The following is a 24,514-nucleotide window of genomic DNA, read 5'->3' as shown; positions in this document are numbered from 1 at the left end:
TCCGCAATGGTTCTGTATACTTATTTATCGGTTGCTTCCACCAAGGTGACCACCGCATTCATTTTCTTGCCGCCGCGGTAGTAGGTGACGTTCACTTTATCACCGATGTGCTTCTCGTTGTATAAATATTTCCGCAGGCTGATCGTACTGTCAATCTTCCGGTCATCCAGCAGCACAATGACATCCTGCGGTTTGAGACCCGCTTCTTTGGAAGGTCCGGACACATCGAAGACGATAACTCCAGTTTTCACATCTGCAGGCAGCTTTAATACATCCGTCCCTTTAAAAGCTTGCAATTCCTGCGTAGACACGCCCATTAGCGGTCTTTTGACCTTATGATCCGTGATCAGATTGTCGATAATCGGCTTCGCGCTGTTAATGGGAATCGCAAATCCTAACCCCTCAACGCCCGTATCCGAAATTTTCATCGAGTTAATACCAACCACTTTGCCGTCAATGTTCACTAGGGGGCCGCCACTGTTGCCTTGGTTGATCGCCGCGTCGGTCTGGATGACATCCATCTCCCAGTCATAATCCGTTCCCTCCCGGGACAAAGCAACCGGTATCGTCCGCTTAGGCGATGAAATGATGCCTTGCGTGACCGTCGGCGAGAAGCCAAGCCCTAACGGGTTGCCTACCGCAATCGCCATTTCACCCGCGCGCAGCGTCTCGGAGTCGCCGAACTCAGCAATCACCTTGATGTCCTTGCCATCCGCTTCCAAAACAGCTAAATCCGTAATCCGGTCACGACCGACCAATGTAGCTTTGCGGTGCTCACCTTGAAAATTCACGATTTCAAACTGGTTTCCATTTTCAACGACATGGCTATTGGTTACAATGCGGACCTTATCCCCATTACGGGCAAAAATAACACCCGATCCGATCCCAATCCCGCTCTCCTGGCCTTTGTCATCCTTCTTAGAAGAGATCACGCTGACCACGGCTGGCTTAATTTTCTCCGTTGCCGCCACGACAGAATCGTTAATGTTCATGGGATGCGTCTCTGCAATCGCCACAGATGCCGGTACCGCTATCGCATCGGCTTGCGATTCGCTTTTGCCCAAACCGCTAACTATTCCGACTAACAAAAGCATCGCTAAAGCCCCGCCTACTCCAGCTAATAGGGCCACATTTCGCTTGCGTTCCGTAAAGCCTGTAAATCCACCCGAACGTTTAGGACGCCACACAGGTTGGCGCTGCTTGGTTCTTTTGGTCGAGTAAAAATCATCATCAAACAAACTCACAGGGTGTCCCTCCTTGCTGACAGGGGGCGGGTAATGCCGCTCTTGCCTCAGAATCTTATTTGCAAAAAATAGGAATGTTTCGTTCCGTTCTTGCCTACAATAATAGTAAACCAAATCTCTCAAGGAATTACTAGAGTTAACAGTAACTTTAAATCAGAAAACCAAAGGAGAATGCACATTATGAATCGTATTCCATCCCATATCGAAGAAATCAACCTGATTGGTAAGCTCGCTGACCTCAAAGAGAGCCACTACCACCAATCCCTCATACTCTCATCTCTCATTCAAACGCTGATTGATAAGGGCCTGATCACGCCGCAGGAAATACAGCTCAAATCCAAAGAAATTGACGCTGCGCTTACTCCGAATCCAATACATCCCATTTCGTAGAACGATCAAAATACGTATCCATTAATCTAAGCTGCTTAGACTCGGGGGCGCGCTCTTGTACTATGTTATTCACCGTTAGCCTGGCCAAATCCATTAAGTTATGGTCACGGCTTAAATGAGCCATATAGACGGACTTCGTCTTATTCGTCATCACGTCACAGAGCGCTTCTCCCGCCGCTTCGTTGGATAAATGCCCCTTATCCCCAAGAATACGGCGCTTAATGCTCCAAGGATAGTGCCCAACGCGCAGCATGTCCACGTCATGATTCGTCTCCAGCACCAAAGCATCCGAATCTATAATCTTCTCTTTCACTTTCTCGCTCATATAGCCCAAATCCGTTACGACACTTAACTTCTGCTCTCCTTCATAAAAGCAATAGCCCACCGGCTCCGCTGCATCATGGGAGATCCCGAATGACTCCACGCGCAGCGTGCCGAATTCTTCGAAGCCGCCGGTTTCCATGACCCGCTTGTTCTCTTCCGCAATCACGCCGATTTGGCGATCCAATTCCACCCACGTCTTCTCGTTCGCATAGATGGGCAAATCATATTTTCGCGCCAGCGCGCCTAAGCCCTTGATATGATCGGAATGCTCGTGCGTGATTACAATGGCGTCAATACTGTTCGCCGCGAGCTCGCGTTCCTTCATCAACGCCTCCATCTTCTTGGCGCTGAAGCCCACATCGATAAGCACCTTGGTCTCCCCATTGTCGACGACCGTCGCATTCCCCGTCGAACCGCTCGACAGCACTGTAAACCTAATACCCATCTTACCCTGCTCCTCTATGCGTACATGTACACATGCTATTTAATCAACGTATCTTGAATGTTTATGTAAGCCGTTTATGGTCTACTTCTTATCTGGCTTGCTCTTGTCATCGGGGCTTTTCGTATTTCCCGGCTTCTCGCCATCCGATTGTGTTCCGAAGGGAGCAACATCCGACCCTTTTTGCGGAGATTCCACTGCGCCGTTGAAAGCTTGCAAATAATAAATATCTCGTGTATCTCCATTATCAACCGTGATCCGCCAGTGCGGAAACATAGGTTGTGTCTGGGAATTGTACGGCTGTCCATGATACCCAAGTCTGACTTCGGTAATAATGGAGCCTTCACTCAAATAATTATCCACTAAACTACGCACCGCTAACTGAGCGGGAATCAGTTTCTGCTCCGTTTGTTCTACTCCTGATTCTACTTCAACGTAGGCTTGACGGTAACTGGTAATTTCTCCATTTTCCTCATTCAGCTCTACTGTCACATCAAAGAGAGGAAGCTTGCCGTACAACTGATTAAATACATATATACCTTTTTTTCTTACCGCCGAATCCAACTGATACAGGTTAAAATTCGGAATTTCCGATTGGGCTTGTACTTCTTTGCTGGCCCCTTTGCCGAGCAGCGTACTCATGCTAATAGGCGTCTTCAACGCTTTCTCGTCTCCGGGCTTTATACTATCGTCATATTTCACCGTAATAACCTTCATCTTCGTTACATCTGTCGGCAATTCATCGGTCAGCCGAATATTTTTACTTTGGAGCGCACGGTTCATCTCTTCAATCGTTCCTGAGGTATCCAACGATATTTCCGTCTGGTTGGAGCGATTGGTGGACCACAGCTGGAAGCCAAGAATCATATTGAGCAGCAAAAAAGAACAAATCAGGATCGTTTTGGCCCTGCTCCAATTCATGATCTCACCAACCTTTCCATAAGGATTTGCTTAATCAAGCCTATTCAATGAAATCATAGGTGCCGTCTCGCAGCTCCAAGGTCCATACTGGGACCAACATGAGCGTCTTTTCCGAAACAACCGGGTGATAGGCTGGGAAAATAGCGACAATACTGGATCGGCGCTGATAATACTGCAGCCGTTCTTCTAATGCGTCACCCGACAGGATCTCCGCATCGCGCCGCTGGGCGGACTTTAAATCAGGAATAATCATAGTCCGCTCGAAGCCGGAAATGATCCCCTTCTGTACCTGCATTTTCAGAGAACCAAAACCTTCTGGCTGAGAGGCCACAATAGGCAAGGATTCATAATACTGGCGAAATGTAAAGGTCTGATTGTCAAAAAGCTGCTTCTGCGGCGTTCGCGCCACCATATATTTGCCATCCCAGCCAATATGCTGGTTTATGAATTTGATGCCGGCCAGTAAGTTTTCAAGCACTTCACTTTTGCTCTCAACGGGGGCGACAGGATCGGAATACGTAATCCATCGAAGATCTCGATTAAGCTGAAAACCGCGTTTGCTGTCTGTGTAGATTTCCGATCCATCACGCTCTTTGAGATAGCGGGTAATCCCAGGGTCCACGAAAAGACTTTGCTTCAATTGATCGGCCGTTAACTGGCTGTAATTGAACGTATAGCTCGGCAGCTTGAGCGGCTTAACCGGAAGATAGTAATCACCGTTATTCGTCGTCTTATACAAATTCGTAACATCGCCGAAAGCAGCGAAATTTTCCACGTCTTTACTTGTAAAATCGGCCCCGATCACCTCATACCCTACGCCCGGAGAATCCGTAAAGAAGAAAGTGCGAACATCTTCGTTGTTGCCTTTGGAGTAAATCCAAATCCGCGTCACTTTTTCATTGTCCGGCGGCAGCTCTCCTTCAATCCGCAGCACCTGCTGAAGAATGGTGAAAGGGATACCGTCCCGGAACCGCATTTCGACGCCCTGCTGTTTCGATCGAACATCTTCCCAGTTCACATTCACCAAATACATCGATGTTTTGCGGAAGCCCTTAAAGCTTCGCTGCTTAATATTATCGAACAGTCTTGTGTAATAGTAATTGCTTGGATATAGCACGGAATGCTGTTGATTGCCCAAATGAACGATAATCTGATCTGGAAAAAGCATATCCTGAAGCTCCGCTTGCTTCCCAAGCGTCTCCGTTTGAACATAATTGCTTTGTTGGATAGGTTCAATCTTAGGCGGATTATACGACGCCAGCAAAAAGCTTTGATACAGCGAGGTACCAATCAGGACGACAAGCACGATAGATTTTAAACTCTCAATCATAGCTCATCCTCCTCCTCCTGCTGAATCGGCAACGTGAACACAACACGGGTTCCTTGTCCTAATTCGGATTCTAAATTAATCGTTCCCCCATGCGCTTTGACTATTTCCCGGGCAATGGACAGGCCTAGCCCAGTACCGCCCATATTCCGCGACCGCGCTTTGTCCACCCGGTAGAAACGCTCAAAAATACGGGTTAAATCTTTCCTTGGAATCCCTATACCGTTATCTTGAACAGAAATCTCCAGCATATCCTTCTCGATCTTCCGCGCTTCCAGACGGATAGCGCCTTCATCGCCCGTATACTTAATTGCATTCGATACCAGGTTATCGAGTACCTGATCAATTTTATCGCGGTCGAGCAGCAGGTTGGTTACACCCTTCTCCACTCGAATCACAATCTCAATTTTGCGCTGCTGCAGCTGGAAAGAAAACCGATCAGCCACTTCTTCCAGCATCTCGCTCACAAGTGTCGTTGATTTACTCATCATCGACTGCTTGGAATCCAGCCTCGATAAATGTAAAAGATCCGTCACCAAGCGGATCATCCGCTCTGTCTCGCTGCGTGTGACGCTGATGAAGCGTGAGGCCAGCTGAGGCTCCTCAATGGCGCCATCGTCAAGCGCTTCGAGATAGCTCTTGATCGTCGTAAGCGGCGTGCGCAGCTCATGCGACACGTTCGCGACGAACTCGCGTCTGGCTTGTTCCAGCTTCTCCTGATCCGTCACGTCCTGCAGCACCGCTATAATCCCGCTCTGCCCTTCACCCCGGCGGTGAATCGGCGTGAACGTGATTCGGACTGACAGCTGTTCGTCGTCATCGGGATGCTCAATATCAAGCAGCGTCGTCCGCACCTCTCCTTGAAGCAGCCCTTGGATCGTCTCCTTCGGGATGCCGAGCACCTCCGAGATGTCGAGGCCAATGGTCGTCTCTTCCTCCGCCTGCAGGATTTGCTTCGCCCTGCGGTTCAGGACGATAACATGCCCTTTGTCATCCGTTGCGATGACTCCGTCGTTCATATTCGTCAAGATGGAAGCCAGCTTCTCCTTCTCTTCTTCATTAAGAGAAAGGGCTTCCCTGAGCCGATTCATCATAAAATTAAACGTTTGACCGAGCTGCCCAATCTCATCGGTCCCTTGAATAATGACCTGTTGATCAAAGTTCCCCTCCGCAACCGCTGTTGCCTGCTTCGTAATCTCTTTGATCGGATTCGTAATCGTGCTGGTAAGGAGCACACCAAGAATAGCTGTTAGCCCTAGGGCAATCAACGTGCCTGAAATGAGGATCCGGTTAATGGACCGGATGGTTTTATAGACATCTTCCATGGACGCGATCAGATAAACAGCGCCCAGGACACGCACACCGCTGCCCACAGGCTTGGCGATGATCACCTTTCGATAACCGTCCTCATCGGTGAAGATCCGCTGGTTATCCTTGATCCCTTGCAGCGCCCTGATCACTTCGGGCTGTGTATTTTTTTGCTTCAAATGATTGGGAACCGACGTGCTTATGACATTCCCGTTGGCATCAATAATTTGAATTTCCGCATTATTAATTGAAAATAAATTGCTGACGAACTCGTTCAAATCCGCGTATGTTTTCTTGCCTTCGGCAGCGTTCTTACTGTCCTGATCGCCAGTGAGGTAGGGCCCCACGAAGCCGGCCAGTAGAGTAACCTGGCTGTTGCGCGAAACTAAGAAGTCATTTTTGAAATACGTCTCTACGGTCTTGTAGAAATACACCCCAATGAGCTGCATCGCAATCAAAATGAGGAGGACATACACAATAATCAGCTTCGCTTGGATCGATTGGAAGAAGCGGATGCCCTTCATATTTAGAAGCCTCCGGCTTTAGGGCTGCGCATCAAATAGCCAAGCCCCCTACGCGTCATTATGTACTCCGGACGGCTTGGGTCCGTCTCCAGCTTCTCGCGCAGCCGGCGTATCGTCACGTCGACGGTTCGCACATCGCCGAAATATTCAAAGCCCCACACCGCTTGCAGCAGGTGCTCGCGCGTCATCACTTTGCCGGAATTTTTGGCCAAATATTGGATCAGCTCGAATTCGCGATGCGTCAAATCGAGCGGAACCCCATCTTTATACACCATGTACATGTCGTTATCGATGAATAAGGCATGAATCCGCATCCCGTTGCGCTGCGTGTCCGACTCGCTCGGAGCCGTCTGCGCTTTCGTCTGCCGGCGTAAATGTGCCTTCACGCGGGCCAGGAGCTCTCTTGTGCCGAAGGGCTTGGTCACATAGTCGTCTGCCCCCATCTCCAGGCCAAGCACTTTATCCAGCTCGGTATCTTTGGCCGTCAACATAATAATCGGCGTGTTCAGCTTCGAGCGAACCTCCCGGCACACATCCATGCCATCCTTTACGGGAAGCATGAGATCCAGCAATATGAGATCGGGCTGCTCAGAGAAAGCAAGCTCTACAGCGCTGCCACCATCATAGGCACAGATCACCTGATAGCCCTCTTTTTCCAAATTAAATTTCAAAATATCTGCAATCGGTTGTTCGTCATCCACCACGAGAATTTTCCCAAACAAACCTACCACCGCCTACTTCAAGATAAACTGCGACCTCGTCCTTTTCCTTGCATACTACCCTCTATTTTATCATATATTCAACTAAAAAGAGACAAGGCCCCCGATTGTCCGGTTTGACCTTGCCTCTATGTAAATTAACGATTTAAATACTTCAAAGGATTTTCCAAGCTGCCGCTTTTGTGAATTTCAAAATGCAAATGAACACCTGTGGAATCGCCTGTACTTCCCATAATACCGATTTTGTCGCCTTTTTCAACGATTGTACCCTCGGTTGTGGTAATTTTGCTCAAATGGCCATATAACGTCTCGTAACCGTTCAAATGATTAATAATAATATAATTGCCGTAATCCGATTTGTAGCCGGTTTCCGTTACTTTGCCATTATCCGCTGTCATGATGTTTTTATTACCTGTAATATCGATTCCTTTGTGGAGTTTGCCCCAACGCACCCCGAACGTACTCGAGATACTAGGGGAAACGACAGGCCACGCGAATTTCCCTGTGCCTTCGCCTTTAATGACTTTCGTTCCTTTGGTCACCTTCGCCGTAACTGGCTGATCAATGATTTCTTCGTCCACCAGCTGCTCGTTGGTCATTAATCCATCAACCTTCGTTACTTGGATCGTAACCTTCTTCAGCCCGTTCTTTCCTGGTGAAATCGGTTGAACAACGCCGACGCGAAGCGAATCATCCTTCACATATTCCGTATCGTACTGAATCTCTTGATTCTGCACAATTTTTTCTGTCGTTTTGACTGACAACGTTGGTTTAAGCACCGTTACATCAAGCTGATTACCAATCTTCAGCTTATCATCCTGAATACCAGGATTTTTATCATAGATGAATTGCTTCGTAATTCCTAATTTCTTCGCGATGCAGGAGACGCAATCTCCCTCGACAACCGTATACTTCGCAGGCGTCACATCGCCAGTCGTCAACTTCTTCACGACATCTTCAGGTTTAGCCAAATCCTCTGGCTCAATCGGCACTTCTTCTTTATCTACTTGCTGTATGAATTCTACCTTCTCAAGCTCTGAAGGCGCAGTGGAAATATCTTCGCCCAAGTTTGCGGATAGAGCAGCAACCTTAGAGGTTTCCTTGGCTTTTGGCGCAAAAGGCGCTCTTACCCGTTCAAGAATTTGATCAGCCGTCTGCTGATCCTTCACAATCGCGATGGCTTTGCCATCTACCTTCAATTCGACCCCGACCGGTTGGGGCACTAACGCCTTATTAAGTGTAGCGATCACAGCTGCATCATCCGTTGGCGCATTGAAAGCCTTTTCAGGCTTGTAGGTGACTCCATTCGTTTTAAGCACGACATGAACATCTGGGAAATTCTTTTGTACTTCTTGTGGTCTTTGCTGCTTATATTCATCAATCAATTTATTATCGCTCACGACTCCTATTTCTTTGCCGTTGAGCATCACATGATAGACATTAACCATATTCGCTTGCACATACTGATGACCTGCAAACGTAATTACACTTGTTAGCGCGATTGCACTAACTCCCAGAACTAGAGACCATTTATGTCGTTTGATTACCGTTAGCGTCGTAGATGTCGTTACTTCCAGCTGCTTGTCTGATACTGATTCATTTCCGGTCAAGCTTTCTCGCTTCGGCGTGAATCTCTTGATGAGATCCTTGACAAAGCGCATACCCCTGAAACCTGTCATGATCTTCTCCCTTTGAACGGTTTTGCATCCATGAAGTAATTATCCAAATACTCGCTGCTGATTAATTACTTCAAAGTACATAAATAAACCTTGATTAGACATAATATCCATAAAAGGATTGTCTTCCTTTTGTTAAATTTAACACACTTTCTCTGCCTATTTCAACAAAATACTCGATATCCATGTGATAGATTCGTGTCCACCGCCAAAAGAAGACGATAAATTTCCATTTTATTGTATATAAATCCAAAAGATTTTGCACCCAATTACGAGAAATGACGAATTTGAGTGAAAATTTGAAAGGGGAACTTAGGCATGGAAATTAACTTGGAAGCTACATTTACAGATCGGTCAACAATGGAGAAAACAGCTGAAGTCCTTCGATCTCAAGGCGTACTGGACATTAAATTCAATTATGGCGGTGAGCCACAAGCCAGTGATCTTCCAGGCAGTCTGGTTCAATCGCTTGATAGCTATTCGGCAGCCGAGCCCTCTTATGCACTCACAGTGAGTGTTGAGAAATCGCGCTACCGTCAAGCCGAGGATACCATTATGAAATTCGGCGGACAGCTCCATTAGGACGCTAGTCCTCAGTCTCGCCTACGAAGCTAGTATTTGTTCAAGATATCCGTTAACTGCTTTAATTCCGTTTCGTTCAAATACTTTTTGAGCGTATCATTGACCTGTTTGAGCTCATCGGTCGTAATTCCATCTTCCAACAAAACAGACAAATGCTGCACCTCATTTTGCGGCAGCTTCGCAACGACAAGAGAAAATATTTTCATCTTGTCATCGCTGGATAACGCTTCTTTCTTCTTAGCGAAATCCTCAGTCGACATGACGAGTTCTTTCTTCTGCTCGTTTGCATCACTCACTCGCCCCATGACGGCTACGGCATCATCATCCTTAACTCCTTGGGAAACGGCTGCTCCATCAGCTCCTGCGTCCGAATGCAAAGAATCGCTCGGATTAGAACTAGGCACGTTTCCAGACGGGCTGGGACTAGGAATAGGCTTTGCTGCTGAAGGTGTTTCCTCTGGGGCAGCTTGCTTCCCCCCGTCTCTACGCATAACTATATTCAGCTCACCCGCCAATCTTGATGCAAATTCACCAAATTGAATCTTTTTACCCAAGGCTGGTATCTGATATTGTCGAAATATATCCTCTACATACATGTTTACGACATACCATGTTGTAAACATCGTGATTGATGTAATAAGAACAGTGCTAATGACGATTTTGCCAAGCCATGTTAATACTTTCATTTCCGCTATCACTCCTGCCGCTTAAATCTGTTTCCTCCTTCCCAGTATTGACGGAATCGTGCCCATTAAATCCCTTTTGGCAAAAAAAGAAATCCTCTAAGCTGCTAATGAGCCTAGAGGATTTTGTATTTATCTCAATTGGATTAAGCGTAGATTGGACGAACCAAATTTGTTTGCTCACGGTTACGACCTACAGAGAAAATAGCGATTGGAATGCCTGTTAGCTGTGAAACACGCTCAACATAATGTCTTGCATTCTCAGGCAGATCGCTCAGCGTACGCGCACCGGATACATCTTCTGTCCAGCCTGGAAGCTCTTCGTAAACAGCTTCACATTCGGAGATGGCTTTCAAGCTAGCCGGGTAGTGCTCGATAAGCTCGCCGCGGTACATGTAGCCTGTGCAAATTTTCACCGTTTCAAGCCCTGTTAGAACGTCGATAGAGTTCAAAGACAGGCCTGTAATGCCGCTAACGCGTCTTGCGTGACGGACAACAACGCTGTCGAACCAGCCAACACGGCGCGGACGGCCAGTTACTGTGCCGTATTCAAAGCCTTTTTCACGGATCCAAGCGCCAACTTCGTTGTCGAGTTCCGTTGGGAACGGACCGTCGCCGACACGAGTCGTGTACGCTTTGGCTACGCCGATGATGTTATGGATCTTCGTTGGACCTACGCCGGATCCGATACACACGCCGCCAGCCGTTGGGTTGGAGGAAGTTACGTAAGGGTATGTGCCTTGGTCGATATCCAACATAACGCCTTGCGCACCTTCGAACAATACTCTGCGTCCTTGATCGATGTACTCGTTCAGAACGACAGAAGTGTCCGTTACATAAGGGCGAATAACTTCTGCGTATTCGAGGTACTGTTTAAGAATCGGCTCTACATCTAGAGCTGTGGAACCGTACACTTGCTCAATCAACACGTTTTTCTCTGCAATGATGCGTCTTAGTTTCAATTCAAACTCTTCAGCATCCATCAAATCCGCGATACGAATCCCGTTGCGTGCTGCTTTATCCATATAACAAGGTCCGATCCCTTTGCGGGTCGTACCAATTTTGCTATCACCTTTACGATCTTCTTCTAGACCGTCAAGCAACAGATGATACGGCATGATAACATGCGCGCGGTCACTGATGTTTAAATTTTTTGTCGAAAAACCATTATCATGAATGTAGTTAATTTCTTCAATGAGTGCAGCGGGATTAATAACCATACCATTCCCGATGACACAAGCTTTATCTTGATAAAAAATACCGGAAGGAATCATGGTCAGCTTATACTTTTTGCCGCTGATAATGATCGTATGGCCTGCATTGTTACCACCTTGGTAACGAGCAACAACCTCAGCAGATTCCGCTAAGAAATCCGTGATTTTACCTTTCCCTTCATCTCCCCATTGCGTTCCGACAACAACAACCGTTGACATATGCACTTACCTCCGTACGGTGACAAGTCACCCATAATGAGCCGTTAAGGCTTTCGTACCACAGCAAAAGTTGGACCTCATTAAAGCACTAAAGTGTTCAACGTCCACTACTCACCGAAGGAACTTAGGTCTCTTCGGCAGTGATCTGCAGGAAGGGGACCTACCTTTCGGCATGAAAAACGACCTTAACTCGAAGCTGCCCTGCTTAGATCTGGTCGTGCAGGCAGACGAACAAGGTTTTTTTTCACCGTCTCTAGTGTAGCAGTCCCCCTAAGCAAAGTCAATGAAAAACGAACAATTACTAAGGCACCTGTATAATCGTTCGGATATTGGTCAAACTATGAAGTTAGTCTTACGAAACTTTGCCTGTCACAAGGAGATAAGACCGCGTGTTCCTTAACTGTAGTTCCCTTATTTGCACGAGCACGAAAAAAAAGCAGCAGGCCGTTAATACTGCCCGGCCGCCGCTTCTTGATGACTTCGATCCATGTTCACGAACTTATTGAACTGCTTCAAGAACGCCAGCTCTACCGTTCCTACGGGGCCGTTACGCTGTTTGGCAATAATAATCTCGATAATATTTTTCTTCTCGGACTCTTTATCGTAGTAATCGTCCCGGTATAGGAACGCTACGATGTCGGCATCTTGCTCGATGGAACCCGATTCCCTAAGGTCAGACATCATCGGACGCTTGTCCTGCCGCTGCTCAACACCCCGGCTGAGCTGCGAGAGCGCGATAACCGGAACGTTGAGCTCACGCGCGATTTGCTTCAGCGTACGGGAGATCTCAGAGACCTCCTGCTGACGGTTATCGCCTTTACCGCGGCCGGCAATCAGCTGCAGGTAGTCGATGAGAATCATGCCGAGCCCCTTCTCCTGTTGGAGACGGCGGCATTTCGCACGGATATCCGCGACGGTAATCTGGGCTGAGTCATCAATGAAGATATTCGCCTCTGACAAGGCGCCAATCGCCATCGTCAGCTTCTCCCAGTCGTCGCCTTCGAGATACCCCGTCCGCATGCGGTTCGCGTCGACATTCGCCTCGGCGCAGACCATACGTTGAACGAGCTGCGCCGCGCCCATCTCGAGCGAGAAGATCGCGACGGTTTCCTTAGCGCGCACCCCTACGTTCTGCGCTACGTTCAGCGCGAACGCGGTTTTACCTACAGAAGGACGCGCCGCCAAAATAATCAAGTCGGAGCGCTGGAAGCCGGATGTCATCTTGTCGAGATCGACGAAACCCGAAGGAACGCCCGTGGCTCCCCCTTTATTCGAGTAGAGGGACTCTACTTTCTCGAATACTTCCATAAGCACATCGCGAATGACCACGAATCCGCTTGAGCTGCGGCGCTGCGAAATCTCAAGGATTTTCGCCTCCGCCTCGCTCAACATGGACCCTACATCCTCTTCATTGGCGTAGCCATTGGTGACGATTTGGGTCGCTGTGCGGATCAAGCGGCGAAGCATCGACTTCTCCTCGACGATAGCCGCATAGTAGTCGATGTTTGCCGCCGTCGGCACCGCATTCGCGAGCTCGGAGAGATACGTAACGCCGCCGATCTCCTCCAGCTGCTGCTTGTTCTGCAAAAGCGACGTGAGCGTAATCAGGTCGACAGGCTCCTGATCTTCAGCCAGCTCAACAATCGCCTCAAAAATTCGTTGATGCGCTCCCCGATAGAAGTCATCGCTTGTAATCCGTTCCATCGCCGTAATCAAAGCGTCACTGTTAATCAAAATCGCGCCAAGCACGGCTTGCTCAGCTTCTATATTTTGTGGGGGTACGCGATCCATAAACATATTGTCTCCGCTCATGCTTCAGTACCCGCCTTTCTTTTCATAGTTTAGTAGTCTTGCACACGGCAAGATATCTATTATACAGCAAATCTATGTGATTTTGCCGATTAGTGTCGAATTAAATATTTTATACATCAAATCTAGTTAATATCTAGCAATCTTCTCGAATCAATCGTTTTAATGCCTTGACGCCAGACAATAGATAAGAGCCCCTCCTAGGGACTCCCATCAGCCTTCTCTGTCACTTATTTTTCTTCCAGAACTTGTACGTTCAAGCTTGCTGTAACTTCGCTGTGCAGCTTCACAGGCACTTTCGTTACGCCAAGCGTACGAATGGGCTCTTCGAGCACGATTTTGCGCTTATCAATCACGATCTTGTACTGCTTCTCCAGTACCTCTGCGATTTGCTTGCTCGGAATAGCACCGAACAGTCGCCCGCCTTCACCGGCTTTCGCTTTGATTTGAACGGTCATTTCATTCAACTTCTCGCTTAGCGTTTTCGCATCGGCTTTCTCTTGATCCTTCCGGCGCTGCTCAGCTTTCTTCTGATTATCCAGCACTTTTACCGTTCCTGTTGTCGCGGGAGCCGCAAGCCCCTGCGCAATGAGGAAGTTCTGTGCATAGCCCTCGGATACTTCTTTGATTTCGCCTTTTTTCCCTTGGCCTTTAACGTCCTTCAATAAAATGACTTTCATTCGAAAAGTCCCTCCTCTTCCTGCATCTCATTAAGTACTTTCTTCAATCGGCTCGTTGCTTCCTCTAATGTCGTGCCGTCAAGCTGAGTCGCCGCATTGGTCAAATGACCGCCGCCCCCCAGCCGCTCCATCACCAGTTGGACATTCATCTGCCCCAGTGATCTGGCACTAATGCCGATAAGTCCATCTGGCCGTTCGGCAATGACAAAGGAAGCCATAATATTCGTCATATTCAACAATGTATCAGCAACTTGCGCGATCATCAACTGAGAATATTTGCGATTAGGCTCAGCAACTGCCAAAGCGATGTGCTCATAGATCGTTTCTGTATGCTTAATCACTTCCGCGCGCTCGATATACGAATCGAGATCTTCCTTCAGCAAACGCTGAATGAGCGCGGAATCGGCGCCATTTCGGCGCAAATACGACGCGGCTTCGAAAGTTCTCGCCCCAGTTCGAAGGCTGAAGCTCTTCGTGTCGACTACGATGCCGGCCAGCAGTGTCGTAGCCTCCAACACTTCCATCGTCAGCTTCTCGTTGATGTACTGGAGCAGTTCAGTCACCAGCTCGCACGTAGAGGACGCGTAAGGCTCCATATAGACGAGCGTCGCGTCATGGATGAATTCCTCGCTGCGGCGATGATGATCGACTACAACGACCCTGTGCGTCTGCTGGAGCAGCTTAGGCTCGGCTACCATGGATGCCTTGTGCGTATCCAGCACAACGGCCAGGGTACGCTGAGTTGTAATCTGCATCGCTTGTTCAGGTGTAATAAACCAGCGGTGCAGCCGCTCATCGCCGGCGATGGTTTCCATCACTTTGTGAATCGACGGATTCACGCCTTCCAGCACGATATAGCCTTCCTTGCCGACGACTTGCACAGCCTTCAGGATACCAATCGATGCGCCGATACAATCCATATCCGGGAACCGATGACCCATGATGATCACCTTATCGCTATCCTTCATCAAATCCCTCAAAGCATGGGAGATGACCCTTGCCCTTACCCTAGTACGCTTCTCAACCGCATTGGTTCTTCCGCCATAAAAGGACAGCCTCTGGCCCACTTTAACCGTCACCTGATCGCCGCCGCGGCCCAAGGACATATCGAGCCCCATCTGCGCCATTTGACCAAGCTCCGTCAGCTGCTCGGCGCCTGAAGCAATCCCGATGCTCAGCGTCATCGGCAGCTTGTTCTCGATCGTCAGATCCCGTACATCGTCCAGGATTTCAAATCGGGTTTGCTCTAATTGGCGCAGTGCCTTCTGATCCATCAGTATAAGGAAGCGGTCTGAAGACGTTCGGCGCAAATACAGCTGGTGCTTCTGAGCCCATTCCGTAATCTCGCCCGTTACTTTAGCGAGCATGATGCTGCGCGTTTGGTCATCCAACCCCTGCGTCGACTCCTCTAGATTATCCATCATGACGATTCCGATCGCCGTTTTCTCATCTTCGTACTTCCTCGCCAAATTCGCATGCTCTGTGATTTCCCGGAAATAGAGCAGCCTCTCTTCGGGCCGAATCCATACTTGATAAATAAACTTACCGATGGTCAGATCTACCTTCTCGCTCTTATCTTTCCGATTCTTCAGATCTGGAAAATAGTCGTAGAGCGACTCGCCGATGACGGAATCCTGCCCCAGCATTTTGGCCACAAACGGGTTGTGCCATTCGATGCGCTTCTCTTCATTATATAAAATAATTCCGATTGGAAGGCCGCTCATCACTTCATTGCCAGCCTTTTTGACCCGATGTGTAATCGTCGCGACATACGTATTCAGCTCTTTGCGAAAAGCTGTTTCCGCTTGCAGCGTAAAGTACGCCAGGATCCCGCATATCAGGAAGGCCGTAACGCCCAGCCACCATTTGAACATATAAATCGTAGCTGACATGATGATGAGCAGAACGAAAATCCACACGATATGTTGACCGTGCCACCGCTTTAAAAGGAACTTCGGCATTCGAACTAGCTCCTAATCCTATAAATTTTTCTTGAACCGTTCACGGATTGGAAACGCAACATCAAATACCCCTAATAAGCTGTAAACGATAAAAAGTGGAGGCATGAAACAAACGATAATCATCGCAACGATCGGCAATACCGGCTTCCATTTGTTCACATGAGAAACAAAGAATAGAAAGCAGATCGCTTGAATGGCAAATACCAGCATCAGGAGCGGCATCGCATTCATCATCAGCGTAGGGATCAGCGAATTGGACGACGGATTCATGAACAAATCCAGTACAAACACGACTAAATAAATCCAAACCAACGATTTCTGCAGCATCCATTCGCGCATCGGGCGCAAGCCCGGAATGCCTTCACCTGTTTTATTGAGCAACCAGCGGCTAATGCCGTGTGTCACAAAGGTGTAGAACAAAGCTACAAAAATTAAATACAACGGAATCACTTGCACAATGAAATTCACATACCAATCCTGATCTTTCGGCAAAACTTCCCGAATACCCGGCGGCATACTCGCAATGCTGGCCATCATGAAATTCTTGAACTTCGCCACCGGATCAAATCCGAGGGAGTAGCCAATGAGCAGACTTAGTAGCGATTCCGCCAAAATTGTAACAATTCCTGCAGTCAGAACCGATCTAGCGGCTGCTTTGCGTTTATATAAATTACCCATGACCAGTACCGGCGGTAAGAAGAACAGCGATACGGACATGAGGGATATCCCATGCCACTGGGTAAGTAAATAAACGACAACCAAGCTAATGACGTAACTAATGACGAAGCGTTTGGTGCTAGACTTTACGTATAACATTAAAACTGGAATCATGAGAAAACTGAATGTGAAAATAATGAAAGGCGTCATTAGAGACAGCAATGACAAGATCGTCACCGCACTCCATATGATGCTTTGCCAACTTCGATTCCCCAACCGGGCTCACCTCTTACGTAAATGTTCTTCGAGCGATGAAATGTCGCCGTACCAGTCCTCAAGTTGATGGCCCTCTTGGCGGTGCTTCTTCATTTTCTCAACAATGGCTTCATCCAAATTGCGATAAGATATGCCTAATCTTCTTCCTAGAATATAACCGCTTGAAATCAAACTGGCTAACCCGTCGACAATTTTGACGTGGCTGCCTTCCCATATGCCTTTCAGCAGGTGTGCTACGTGATCTACGACTTCTGTCTTGAGCCACTCAATGACTTTGGCCCGTCTGGCTAGGTCTACATCCTTCTCCCTATTCAGCAACCGTCATCTCTCCCCATCCTACAAAAGACTATTGTGTTAATTATACCACAAAATAGGGCAAGAAAAGAAAGCCTCTCCAGCGCAGTTCGATCCTCCGCGGTGGACGGTGCAGAGATGACAAGGAATTCAACGGGTTCCGCTGGATTGTACAAGCGTATCTGCTTTTTGACATACAAAAAAGACAGCCGTTAAACAGCTGCCTTCTAAGTTTAAACCTATTCCGTTGTGTAAGGCAACAATGCGATTGTACGGGAACGCTTGATAGCGATCGTCAATGCACGTTGGTACTTAGCGGAAGTACCAGTTACACGTCTAGGAAGAATCTTCCCGCGCTCACTGATGAACTTTTTAAGAGTTTCGATGTCTTTATAGTCAATGTGCTTGATTTTGTTAACTGTGAAGTAACAAACTTTACGACGTTTGCCTTTACCGCCTTTGCCACGAGGAGCAAATTTGCGGTCGCCGCGATCTTCACTATTGTTATCTCTTTTTTGGAAAGCCATTAGTTTGTTCAGTCCTTTCTACTTTAGAATGGCAAGTCATCATCGGAAATGTCGATCGGTTTTCCGTCATCGATGAAAGGATCTTGCTGCTCGCGTGACCCACCGCCACGATTGCCACTGCCTCCGCCGCTGTAGCTAGCGTTTGCGTTTGATCCACCCTCTTCTCGACTTCCGGCACTGTTACTGGATTCAAGGAAGCGCACATTATCGGCAATCACTTCGGTCACGTAAACTCTCTTGCCCTCGTTGTTGTCGTAATTACGTACCTGAATTCGACCTTCCACTGCTGTCAAACGACCTTTACGCAAATAGTTCGCGCATGTTTCGGCAAGCTGCCTCCACGTTACGATATTGATAAAGTCCGCTTCTCGTTCTTTCGAACCTCCGCTTGTGAAAGGACGGTCTACTGCAAGAGTAAACTGCGTAACGGCTACACCGGCTGGCGTATAACGAAGTTCTGGATCTCTGGTCAATCTACCGATAAGAATGACACGGTTCAACATAGAACATTCCCCCTGACGAAAATACTGGCATGCAATTAAGCTACGTCGTTTGTGATTAAGTGACGGATAACTTCATCCGTAATCTTAAGTACGCGATCAAGTTCGGATACAACAGCAGGTTCTGCGTTGAAGTGTACAAGCACGTAGTGCCCGTCACGGAACTTATTGATCTCATACGCAAGACGGCGTTTGCCCATCAGGTCATGTTTGGAGACTTCGCCTCCACCGTTCGTGATGATGCCTTGGAACTTTTCTACTGTAGATTGAACAACTTCTTGCTCAACGTCAGTACGAATGATGTACATCAGTTCATATTTGCGCATGTATGTCACCTCCTTTTGGACTAAGCGGCCCCTGTTCTAACTTGTTCTCACAAGTGAAGGAGCAAGGAGCGAGGATTCTTTTTCAAAACTCGCACCTGAATACTATAGCAAATTGAACGGCAGATTACAAGTCTTTCGCTCAAGGATGAACATGGCAATGGTCTACGTACATGCTTCCCCTTTGGAAGGGCAATCTAAACTTGATTGAAAATCTTTCGATGAGGTGATCAATGTGGGTGAATGGACAGTATTCAATGAAGGCGATCATGTACCTAACGACGGCGTTTACATCGAGATGGGCGAGAATGCAGTTCATATGGGAATTGAAAACCCGAAAATAGTTACGTTAAAAAAAGGAGACAGATTTCCGAAAAACAGCAACCATAATCGGAAATGGCACCGCAAAAAGCCTTAACTAGGAGAAATTCACCATGAGGACATCCACGTTTACTTGGCTGTTTACCTTTCTTGGTGCAGCCCTCTGTTTCGCTCATTATTTATTTCACGATCATGATGCCTTTTACATGATTTTCTATGCGCTTAGCGTTCCCGCTTGGTTTGCATCCACATTTACAAACGTCCATGAAATATCCATGTTCCGGATGCTCATCATCTATGCCTTGACGATCGCAACATGGGCGCTTGTCGGCTATGTGATCGATCGATTCTCGGTTAGCTATAGAAACCGCAATAGAAACTATTAGGTTGGCACAAGGAAAAACTGGCCCTTTATGTAGTTAACCTACTTAAGGGCCAGCTTTTTTCAATTGACTAGTCACACCATAAACCTATATCCGGATCCCCAAACTGTTCCTATATACTGGGGTTTGGATGGTGTCTCTTCAATTTTCTCTCTAATTCTGGCGATATGGACCGTTACGGTTGAGGCATCGCTCATGGCATCCATCCCCCAGATCCTCTCAAAAAGCTCTTCTTTGCCAAACACCCGATTGGCATGCTGCAAAAGGAACAGAAGCAGGTCGAACTCCTTTTGCGCTAATACGACTTCATTTCCGTTTACAAAGACTCGTCTAGCATCCTTTTGAATCTCAAGACCTCTAACCTGAATCGAGCTCCCCTCACTGCCTTTCCCAAAGCGCTCTTTCATCCGCTCGAATTTCTTCAGATGAGCACCAACCCGGGCTACTAGCTCACCGGAGCTGAACGGTTTTGTTATATAATCATCCGCACCGAGACCTAAACCATTAATTTTGTAGATCTCCTCTGCTCTCGCGGACACCAGAAGCACTGGGGTATCATCCTGCTCACGTACTTTTTTTAAAACCTCAAACCCGTCCATATCCGGCAGCATAATATCTAAGATAATGAGTTGGAACTCTTCTTCCTTCAACGCCTTCAGCCCTGCTGATCCGCTGTTCACCATCTTCACCGAATAACCGCTCAACTCCAAGTAATCCCTTTGCAAATTGGCGATGCTTTGGTCGTCCTCAACAATTAGAATTTTTTTCATCATAACCTCCGAACATGCTAAAACTTCTTAAGCGATATCAGAATCCGAGTCCCCTCTCCTACAGCACTTTTAGCCCATATCTTCCCTTCGTGGCCTTCAATAATTTGCTTGGCAATAGCTAGACCTAATCCGCTGCCGCTTTTTCTTGATGGGTCTACCTGATAAAACCGTTCAAATATGTAAGGGAGTTTGTCCTCGGGTATTCCTTTTCCATTGTCTTTTATCTCTATAATAACAGACGTTCGTGTTTCCCTGAGCACAATGGCAATCTGTCCACCTGCCTTATCTGCATACATCACAGCATTATCAAGAATATTTTGTATGACCCTCTTGAATCTTTCGCGATCGATTAAAACTTTGACAGGCTCCTCCAGTTCATTCAGTAACTCCAAGGACACGTTAGCCTTTTCACACTCATATTTATGATCCGCAACACAATCTTCAAAATAACTTACTAAATCGCTTTTCTCAAAATGATAAGGAAGCTGGTTCAAGTCAAGCTTGGAGTATAGAAGGAGATCATCAATCATCGCATTCACCAAAATAGCTTTGGATCGTGCGGTTTCCAGATACTCCTCAAGTTTCTCAGGCGTCTTGGCTACGCCATCTATGATACCTTCGATATATCCTTTAATGGATGTAACAGGAGTCTTTAAATCATGTGAAATACTTGAAACTAGAAATTTCCTGTTATCATCATATTTTTGCTGCAAATACACAGACTCCTTCAGCTTGATCCTCATTAGCTCCAGAGTTCTGCACAATTCACTAACTTCCCCTTCTCCCTCTTCCGCAATCCCGTTGTTTAAGTCCCCTTCACTGATTTTTATAGCCGCGTCCTTCAACCTGGAAATCGGCAAAATAATTCCGCGTGAGAACCTGTACGAGACCCAAAAATTCGCGAGCAAAAATACAATAGTGAAAAATCCGAACGTAAAAATGCCAAGCAGCATATAAAAGCTTGTCTTCAGCTTGATTGGCGCAAGCAGGAGCAGAATGCCCGTATCCCCAGACGGGAGTTTGTAATCCGCTCGGGTGAACGTGTAGGTTTTGCCATCAAGCTCTATCTCACTGCGATTAGAACTATCGCTGGACATGATGAGACTTTTCTCGATATCGATCTTATTAAAATTTTGTGTGGCGTACAAAACTTCTCTATTTAGTAAAATGATCGCACTGGCATCCAAAGCGTTAACTCGATCAGAGAGCTGTTGTTGGTATTTATGATCCATGAGCTGCTCGAACTTAAAGGTTTGCGCTTCTGTCTTGATTTCACTGATCGCCGCCCTAACTTCGAACACTTTTTGAAACTCCTTCATACCGGCTTCGCGGCCAAAAACCTTCGTATAAGCTGCAATAAAAATAATGACAGCCAGGAATGTCAAACCAATGGAGAGCAAGACAGCCAGCGCATTCATCGTGAAAAAACGTTTGGTTAAATGCATGTATATTCCTTTCTATATATCCTTACTGTCAAACAAGTAATACCCCAATGTAAACAACATGATACCACAGCCTGACATGATTAAAATCTGACGGAATATTTTCAACACATTAATTGATTCAGAAATCCAGAGGGTGTACCAGTCAAGCATCGATGTTATGAAAAAACTCGAATAGGATGAGAAAACGATACCTAGAAAATTAAATCCGATAAACACAAGAATGGAAAGGAAGAATACGGCTAGTCCTCCCTGAATCACATTTGACAACAGGACGACGATAAGTGCAAACACAAATACGGGGAAAAATGTTAAGCCATATGATAAAATCACCTTTACTATTCCAATGAAGCTTGCAGATGTAGGATTAAATATGAATCCAATAAGCAAAGAAAGAAGCATAACGAACATTAGGTTCCCAATAATAAACAAAGCTAAATTTAACACCTTCGCACTAAAAACGCCAAATCGGGAGACCGGCCTTAAAAGTGTTATTTTCATTGTATTCGATGAAGTTTCACCGTTAAACATATCAATCGCCACAAAAATAGCGAACAAGGGCAACAGCGAATACGTAATAAACGATAAAACCACGATGGGAAATTCAAAACTCCCCACAACCCTTAATCCAAGACCATGCTTAATGGTCGTTACAGCTACTTGTCCGATTATGACAGCAAGAATGGATAAAATCGCGGCTGCAATCATTTTTTTCTTTTTCATCAACTTCACTGATTCATTTATAAATGCAGCTTTAAACCCGTCCATTCCTGTCCACCTCACTAACAAAAAAGTTTTCAAGCGAAGAATAATAAGAAAGTATATTCTGGGTATATTCTACGTTTACAAGTTTGCCCCCGTAGATAATCCCAATTCTTGTGCACGTTAATTCCACATCATGAATCAAGTGACTGGAAATAAAAAAAGTCGTGCCCTCATCCTGGGAAAGCTGTTTGATCAATTTCCTCATCTCCAGCATCCCTTCGACATCTAGTCCGTTTAAAGGCTCGTCCAATATCAACAGCTTTGGTCTTGATAATATCGCAGCCGCTATTCCCAGCCTTTGTTTCATCCCGAGCGAAAATTTTTGAGATTTTTCATTTTTATATTTCAACATACCTGTAATCTCGAGACACTCATCAATTCTCTTCTGATCCACTTGCGGATAGAATCTGGCAAACAGTTTCAGGTTTTCATTTGCCGTTAAGTATGGAAACGATTCTGCGGTCTCAATCATACACCCTACATGTTTCATGGCATTAACATAGTCATTAAAAATGCTGGCACCAAAAATTTTTACCTCGCCACGATCCGGTTTCATGAGTCCTGTTATCATCTTCATAGCTGTCGTTTTCCCTGCACCATTTGGTCCTAGAAACCCGAATATATCGCCTTGATCTACCTCTAAGTTTAGTTCGCTGATACCCCGGCCATTTTTAAATGTCTTGGTTAATTCGCTTATTTCGATCGCCTTCATTGTCACTCCATCTCATCTCCCCAAAAAATGTTCAGGAAGCCGCACCTGCAGCCTCCTGAACCTCTGTTTCTATTCAAATATGCGATTAAATTCGCTTTCGTAATATGGTTTGGAATTTGATTTGTACGAGTTCTCGTTAAGAACCTCAATATTCATTTCAAAATAAATCTTGCCTGAGGAGCCTTGATGAATCGTACCGTTTTTCTGTTCACCCTTAGCATTCTTATAAGTGAACGTTGAGGATGCCGCTGGATCATATTCAAAATCAAATGCATCCTTCTCAGGAAACTCGCTCTCAAAACCAGGAATAATAGTCTCGGAATATTTCCCTTTCACCTTATCGTTATCTACGCTTGTGATTTCAACCGTTCTCTCGCCGACTTTTACGAACTTGCCGTCTTTCTCCATAACGATATTATTTTTATAGGTTCCCACATACTTGCTGCTAAATCCGCCTGAGTAGCTGACTTTCTCCACTTTTGCGCTTGTTAGGTCCGGCATGGCAATCTTCGTGTTGCCAATCTCAGAAAGCTTTACAATTACATTCAGAGTCAAATCGTGCTGAGCACCGTTTTTATCTTTTCCTGAGAGTGTGATATCCCCTGTCACATTTTCCAGATAGCCGGCTTTATTTTCAACCGCGGAACCTACCACCTTTTTCACAAAAATATCGCTCTCTATTTCCGGAAAATCGGGCTCGTCGTTCAGCATCTTTTTAATGCCAAAGGAGGAGACCGCATTCAAGATGGCCGGCACTTGCGCCTCAGACAGGCTGCCCGCGTAAACTTTCCCGCCATCTGTTCCTTCCTCTACCTGCACGTAATCTTTCAAGCCGCCAACTACGGCGTCAACAATCTTTTCGATTTCCGTTGCGCCCTTCTCTTTAAATGGATTGTTAAACTCGGCAGGTCCTTTCCTGTTCACATTAGCCGGATATTCAGTTAAGTAATATGTACTATCCGTTCCGCTTTTGTTAACAGAAAGCTTTTTGTCGGTATATGAATATCTGGATGTCGTTTCACCATTAGCCTTTTTTGTCACCGTATTGTCTTCAGTCATTTGTTTTTCCGTGTCCATTTTGTTGGAACTAGAGACTTGAAGAAGAGTTTGATCATTATCTTTCAAACTGTACAGTGTCTCAAAAGTATAGTTCTTCATCTCTTTTTCCATAAGCGTGGCGGTGTTTTTGGCTGACCCTTTCAATCGGTCATACCCAGATCCAAGCAGTGTATCGGCGAATGCAGTAGATACGAATAAACATGCTCCAATTGTAAACGAAAGTACTGTAACTGATTTTTTACTAAGTTTCATCTTGGTTCTCCTTTAAAAACAATTTGCGGGAAACGTTTCCTTACTATTTATTTTAATATAAGCTTATTGAATCCATCTAAATGGATTATTAACAAAGTATAAACTCCGATCTACTAGAGAAATAGCGATGCCACGGCCTACTCTATACAAGGATAAACGACTTCTTCGTCCTATTGGGACGAGTGCGTTTGTCAAGATTGATGCGAAGCT

General features: G+C 46.3%; 26 protein-coding genes. 4 read left to right on the top strand and 22 right to left on the bottom strand.

Going from position 1 to position 24,514, the window contains the following annotated elements; genetic code table 11:
* Positions 1-20: 20 nt before the first annotated feature.
* The gene (locus J2Z65_RS14850; RefSeq protein WP_338111614.1) at positions 21-1,244 is read right to left on the bottom strand and encodes a S1C family serine protease; all 1,224 of its coding nucleotides are present in this window, start codon (positions 1,242-1,244) and stop codon (positions 21-23) included.
* 180 nt (positions 1,245-1,424) lie between these two features.
* On the opposite strand from J2Z65_RS14850, the gene J2Z65_RS14845 reads away from it, so the two are divergent.
* Complete coding sequence (locus tag J2Z65_RS14845; RefSeq protein ID WP_240159579.1) at positions 1,425-1,634, top strand: hypothetical protein; 210 nt, start codon at positions 1,425-1,427, stop codon at positions 1,632-1,634.
* On the opposite strand, the gene J2Z65_RS14840 is transcribed toward J2Z65_RS14845, so the two are convergent.
* The 6 genes from J2Z65_RS14840 to J2Z65_RS14815 all read right to left on the bottom strand — a co-directional run bounded on the left by J2Z65_RS14840 (position 1,603) and on the right by J2Z65_RS14815 (position 8,878).
* Positions 1,603-2,403 carry an MBL fold metallo-hydrolase gene (locus J2Z65_RS14840; protein WP_167054899.1) on the bottom strand — a complete coding sequence of 267 codons (801 nt, stop codon included), beginning with the start codon at positions 2,401-2,403 and terminating at the stop codon, positions 1,603-1,605. The two genes, J2Z65_RS14845 and J2Z65_RS14840, sit on opposite strands and share 32 nt — an antisense overlap.
* 81 nt (positions 2,404-2,484) lie before the next feature.
* A complete protein-coding gene (yycI, locus tag J2Z65_RS14835) occupies positions 2,485-3,321 on the bottom strand; it encodes a two-component system regulatory protein YycI (protein WP_167054901.1) in 837 nt (278 codons plus the stop codon).
* Positions 3,322-3,361: 40 nt separating this feature from the next.
* Positions 3,362-4,651: a YycH family regulatory protein gene (locus J2Z65_RS14830; protein WP_167054902.1), complete on the bottom strand. Its 1,290-nt coding sequence runs from the start codon at positions 4,649-4,651 to the stop codon at positions 3,362-3,364.
* On the bottom strand, positions 4,648-6,480 hold the full coding sequence (gene walK / locus J2Z65_RS14825; protein WP_167054904.1) for a cell wall metabolism sensor histidine kinase WalK: 1,833 nt from the start codon (positions 6,478-6,480) through the stop codon (positions 4,648-4,650). The genes J2Z65_RS14830 and walK overlap by 4 nt, the downstream gene beginning before the upstream one ends.
* Before the next feature lie 2 nt (positions 6,481-6,482).
* Positions 6,483-7,202 (bottom strand): response regulator YycF, encoded by a 720-nt coding sequence (gene yycF / locus J2Z65_RS14820; protein ID WP_167054906.1) that lies wholly within the window; start codon positions 7,200-7,202, stop codon positions 6,483-6,485.
* A 134-nt stretch (positions 7,203-7,336) separates the two neighbouring features.
* Positions 7,337-8,878 carry a M23 family metallopeptidase gene (locus J2Z65_RS14815; RefSeq protein WP_167054908.1) on the bottom strand — a complete coding sequence of 514 codons (1,542 nt, stop codon included), beginning with the start codon at positions 8,876-8,878 and terminating at the stop codon, positions 7,337-7,339.
* A gap of 315 nt (positions 8,879-9,193) precedes the next feature.
* Between J2Z65_RS14815 and J2Z65_RS14810 the strand changes: the two genes are divergently transcribed.
* Positions 9,194-9,457 (top strand): hypothetical protein, encoded by a 264-nt coding sequence (locus J2Z65_RS14810; protein ID WP_167054910.1) that lies wholly within the window; start codon positions 9,194-9,196, stop codon positions 9,455-9,457.
* A 29-nt stretch (positions 9,458-9,486) separates the two neighbouring features.
* Here J2Z65_RS14810 and J2Z65_RS14805 read toward each other — a convergent pair whose 3' ends face one another.
* The 10 genes from J2Z65_RS14805 to rpsF all read right to left on the bottom strand — a co-directional run bounded on the left by J2Z65_RS14805 (position 9,487) and on the right by rpsF (position 18,603).
* Entirely contained in the window at positions 9,487-10,143 is a 657-nt protein-coding gene (locus tag J2Z65_RS14805; RefSeq protein WP_167054912.1) for a hypothetical protein, read from the bottom strand.
* Positions 10,144-10,286: 143 nt separating this feature from the next.
* On the bottom strand, positions 10,287-11,573 hold the full coding sequence (locus J2Z65_RS14800) for an adenylosuccinate synthase (protein ID WP_167054914.1): 1,287 nt from the start codon (positions 11,571-11,573) through the stop codon (positions 10,287-10,289).
* Between the two features lie 447 nt (positions 11,574-12,020).
* Positions 12,021-13,385, bottom strand: coding sequence for a replicative DNA helicase (gene dnaB / locus J2Z65_RS14795; protein ID WP_167054916.1), 1,365 nt, complete (start codon positions 13,383-13,385; stop codon positions 12,021-12,023).
* 227 nt (positions 13,386-13,612) lie between these two features.
* Complete coding sequence (gene rplI / locus J2Z65_RS14790; protein WP_167054918.1) at positions 13,613-14,062, bottom strand: 50S ribosomal protein L9; 450 nt, start codon at positions 14,060-14,062, stop codon at positions 13,613-13,615.
* On the bottom strand, positions 14,059-16,023 hold the full coding sequence (locus J2Z65_RS14785; RefSeq protein ID WP_167054920.1) for a DHH family phosphoesterase: 1,965 nt from the start codon (positions 16,021-16,023) through the stop codon (positions 14,059-14,061). Before J2Z65_RS14785 ends, rplI begins: the two co-directional genes overlap by 4 nt.
* An 18-nt stretch (positions 16,024-16,041) precedes the next feature.
* Positions 16,042-16,956 (bottom strand): DUF2232 domain-containing protein, encoded by a 915-nt coding sequence (locus tag J2Z65_RS14780; RefSeq protein WP_167054922.1) that lies wholly within the window; start codon positions 16,954-16,956, stop codon positions 16,042-16,044.
* A gap of 6 nt (positions 16,957-16,962) precedes the next feature.
* Positions 16,963-17,274, bottom strand: coding sequence for a MazG-like family protein (locus tag J2Z65_RS14775; protein WP_167054924.1), 312 nt, complete (start codon positions 17,272-17,274; stop codon positions 16,963-16,965).
* A gap of 215 nt (positions 17,275-17,489) precedes the next feature.
* Positions 17,490-17,777: a 30S ribosomal protein S18 gene (gene rpsR, locus J2Z65_RS14770; protein WP_029196139.1), complete on the bottom strand. Its 288-nt coding sequence runs from the start codon at positions 17,775-17,777 to the stop codon at positions 17,490-17,492.
* Between the two features lie 23 nt (positions 17,778-17,800).
* Positions 17,801-18,280 (bottom strand): single-stranded DNA-binding protein, encoded by a 480-nt coding sequence (gene ssb / locus J2Z65_RS14765; RefSeq protein WP_167054926.1) that lies wholly within the window; start codon positions 18,278-18,280, stop codon positions 17,801-17,803.
* Positions 18,281-18,315: 35 nt separating this feature from the next.
* On the bottom strand, positions 18,316-18,603 hold the full coding sequence (gene rpsF, locus J2Z65_RS14760) for a 30S ribosomal protein S6 (protein ID WP_167054928.1): 288 nt from the start codon (positions 18,601-18,603) through the stop codon (positions 18,316-18,318).
* A 232-nt stretch (positions 18,604-18,835) separates the two neighbouring features.
* Between rpsF and J2Z65_RS14755 the strand changes: the two genes are divergently transcribed.
* Together J2Z65_RS14755 and J2Z65_RS14750 are read left to right on the top strand one after the other, a co-directional pair.
* Positions 18,836-19,018: a YjzC family protein gene (locus J2Z65_RS14755; protein WP_167054931.1), complete on the top strand. Its 183-nt coding sequence runs from the start codon at positions 18,836-18,838 to the stop codon at positions 19,016-19,018.
* A 16-nt stretch (positions 19,019-19,034) separates the two neighbouring features.
* Positions 19,035-19,307, top strand: a complete 273-nt coding sequence (locus J2Z65_RS14750) for a hypothetical protein (RefSeq protein WP_167054932.1) — start codon at positions 19,035-19,037, stop codon at positions 19,305-19,307.
* 71 nt (positions 19,308-19,378) lie between these two features.
* Here the strand turns inward: J2Z65_RS14750 and J2Z65_RS14745 are convergent, their stop codons facing one another.
* The 5 genes from J2Z65_RS14745 to J2Z65_RS14725 form a co-directional block, all read right to left on the bottom strand.
* Positions 19,379-20,074 (bottom strand): response regulator transcription factor, encoded by a 696-nt coding sequence (locus tag J2Z65_RS14745; protein WP_167055036.1) that lies wholly within the window; start codon positions 20,072-20,074, stop codon positions 19,379-19,381.
* 17 nt (positions 20,075-20,091) lie between these two features.
* Complete coding sequence (locus J2Z65_RS14740; protein ID WP_167054935.1) at positions 20,092-21,519, bottom strand: sensor histidine kinase; 1,428 nt, start codon at positions 21,517-21,519, stop codon at positions 20,092-20,094.
* 12 nt (positions 21,520-21,531) lie between these two features.
* Complete coding sequence (locus J2Z65_RS14735) at positions 21,532-22,284, bottom strand: ABC transporter permease (RefSeq protein WP_167054937.1); 753 nt, start codon at positions 22,282-22,284, stop codon at positions 21,532-21,534.
* Positions 22,271-22,993 carry an ABC transporter ATP-binding protein gene (locus tag J2Z65_RS14730; RefSeq protein WP_167055038.1) on the bottom strand — a complete coding sequence of 241 codons (723 nt, stop codon included), beginning with the start codon at positions 22,991-22,993 and terminating at the stop codon, positions 22,271-22,273. The genes J2Z65_RS14735 and J2Z65_RS14730 overlap by 14 nt, the downstream gene beginning before the upstream one ends.
* A gap of 69 nt (positions 22,994-23,062) precedes the next feature.
* Positions 23,063-24,304, bottom strand: a complete 1,242-nt coding sequence (locus tag J2Z65_RS14725; protein WP_167054939.1) for a hypothetical protein — start codon at positions 24,302-24,304, stop codon at positions 23,063-23,065.
* Positions 24,305-24,514 lie beyond the last annotated feature (210 nt).

This window comes from Paenibacillus aceris (assembly GCF_017874035.1).
Taxonomy (GTDB): Bacteria; Bacillota; Bacilli; order Paenibacillales; family NBRC-103111; genus Paenibacillus_E; species Paenibacillus_E aceris.
Note: the sequence above shows the minus strand (reverse complement) of the source record. Positions and strands in the feature narration are given on the sequence as shown.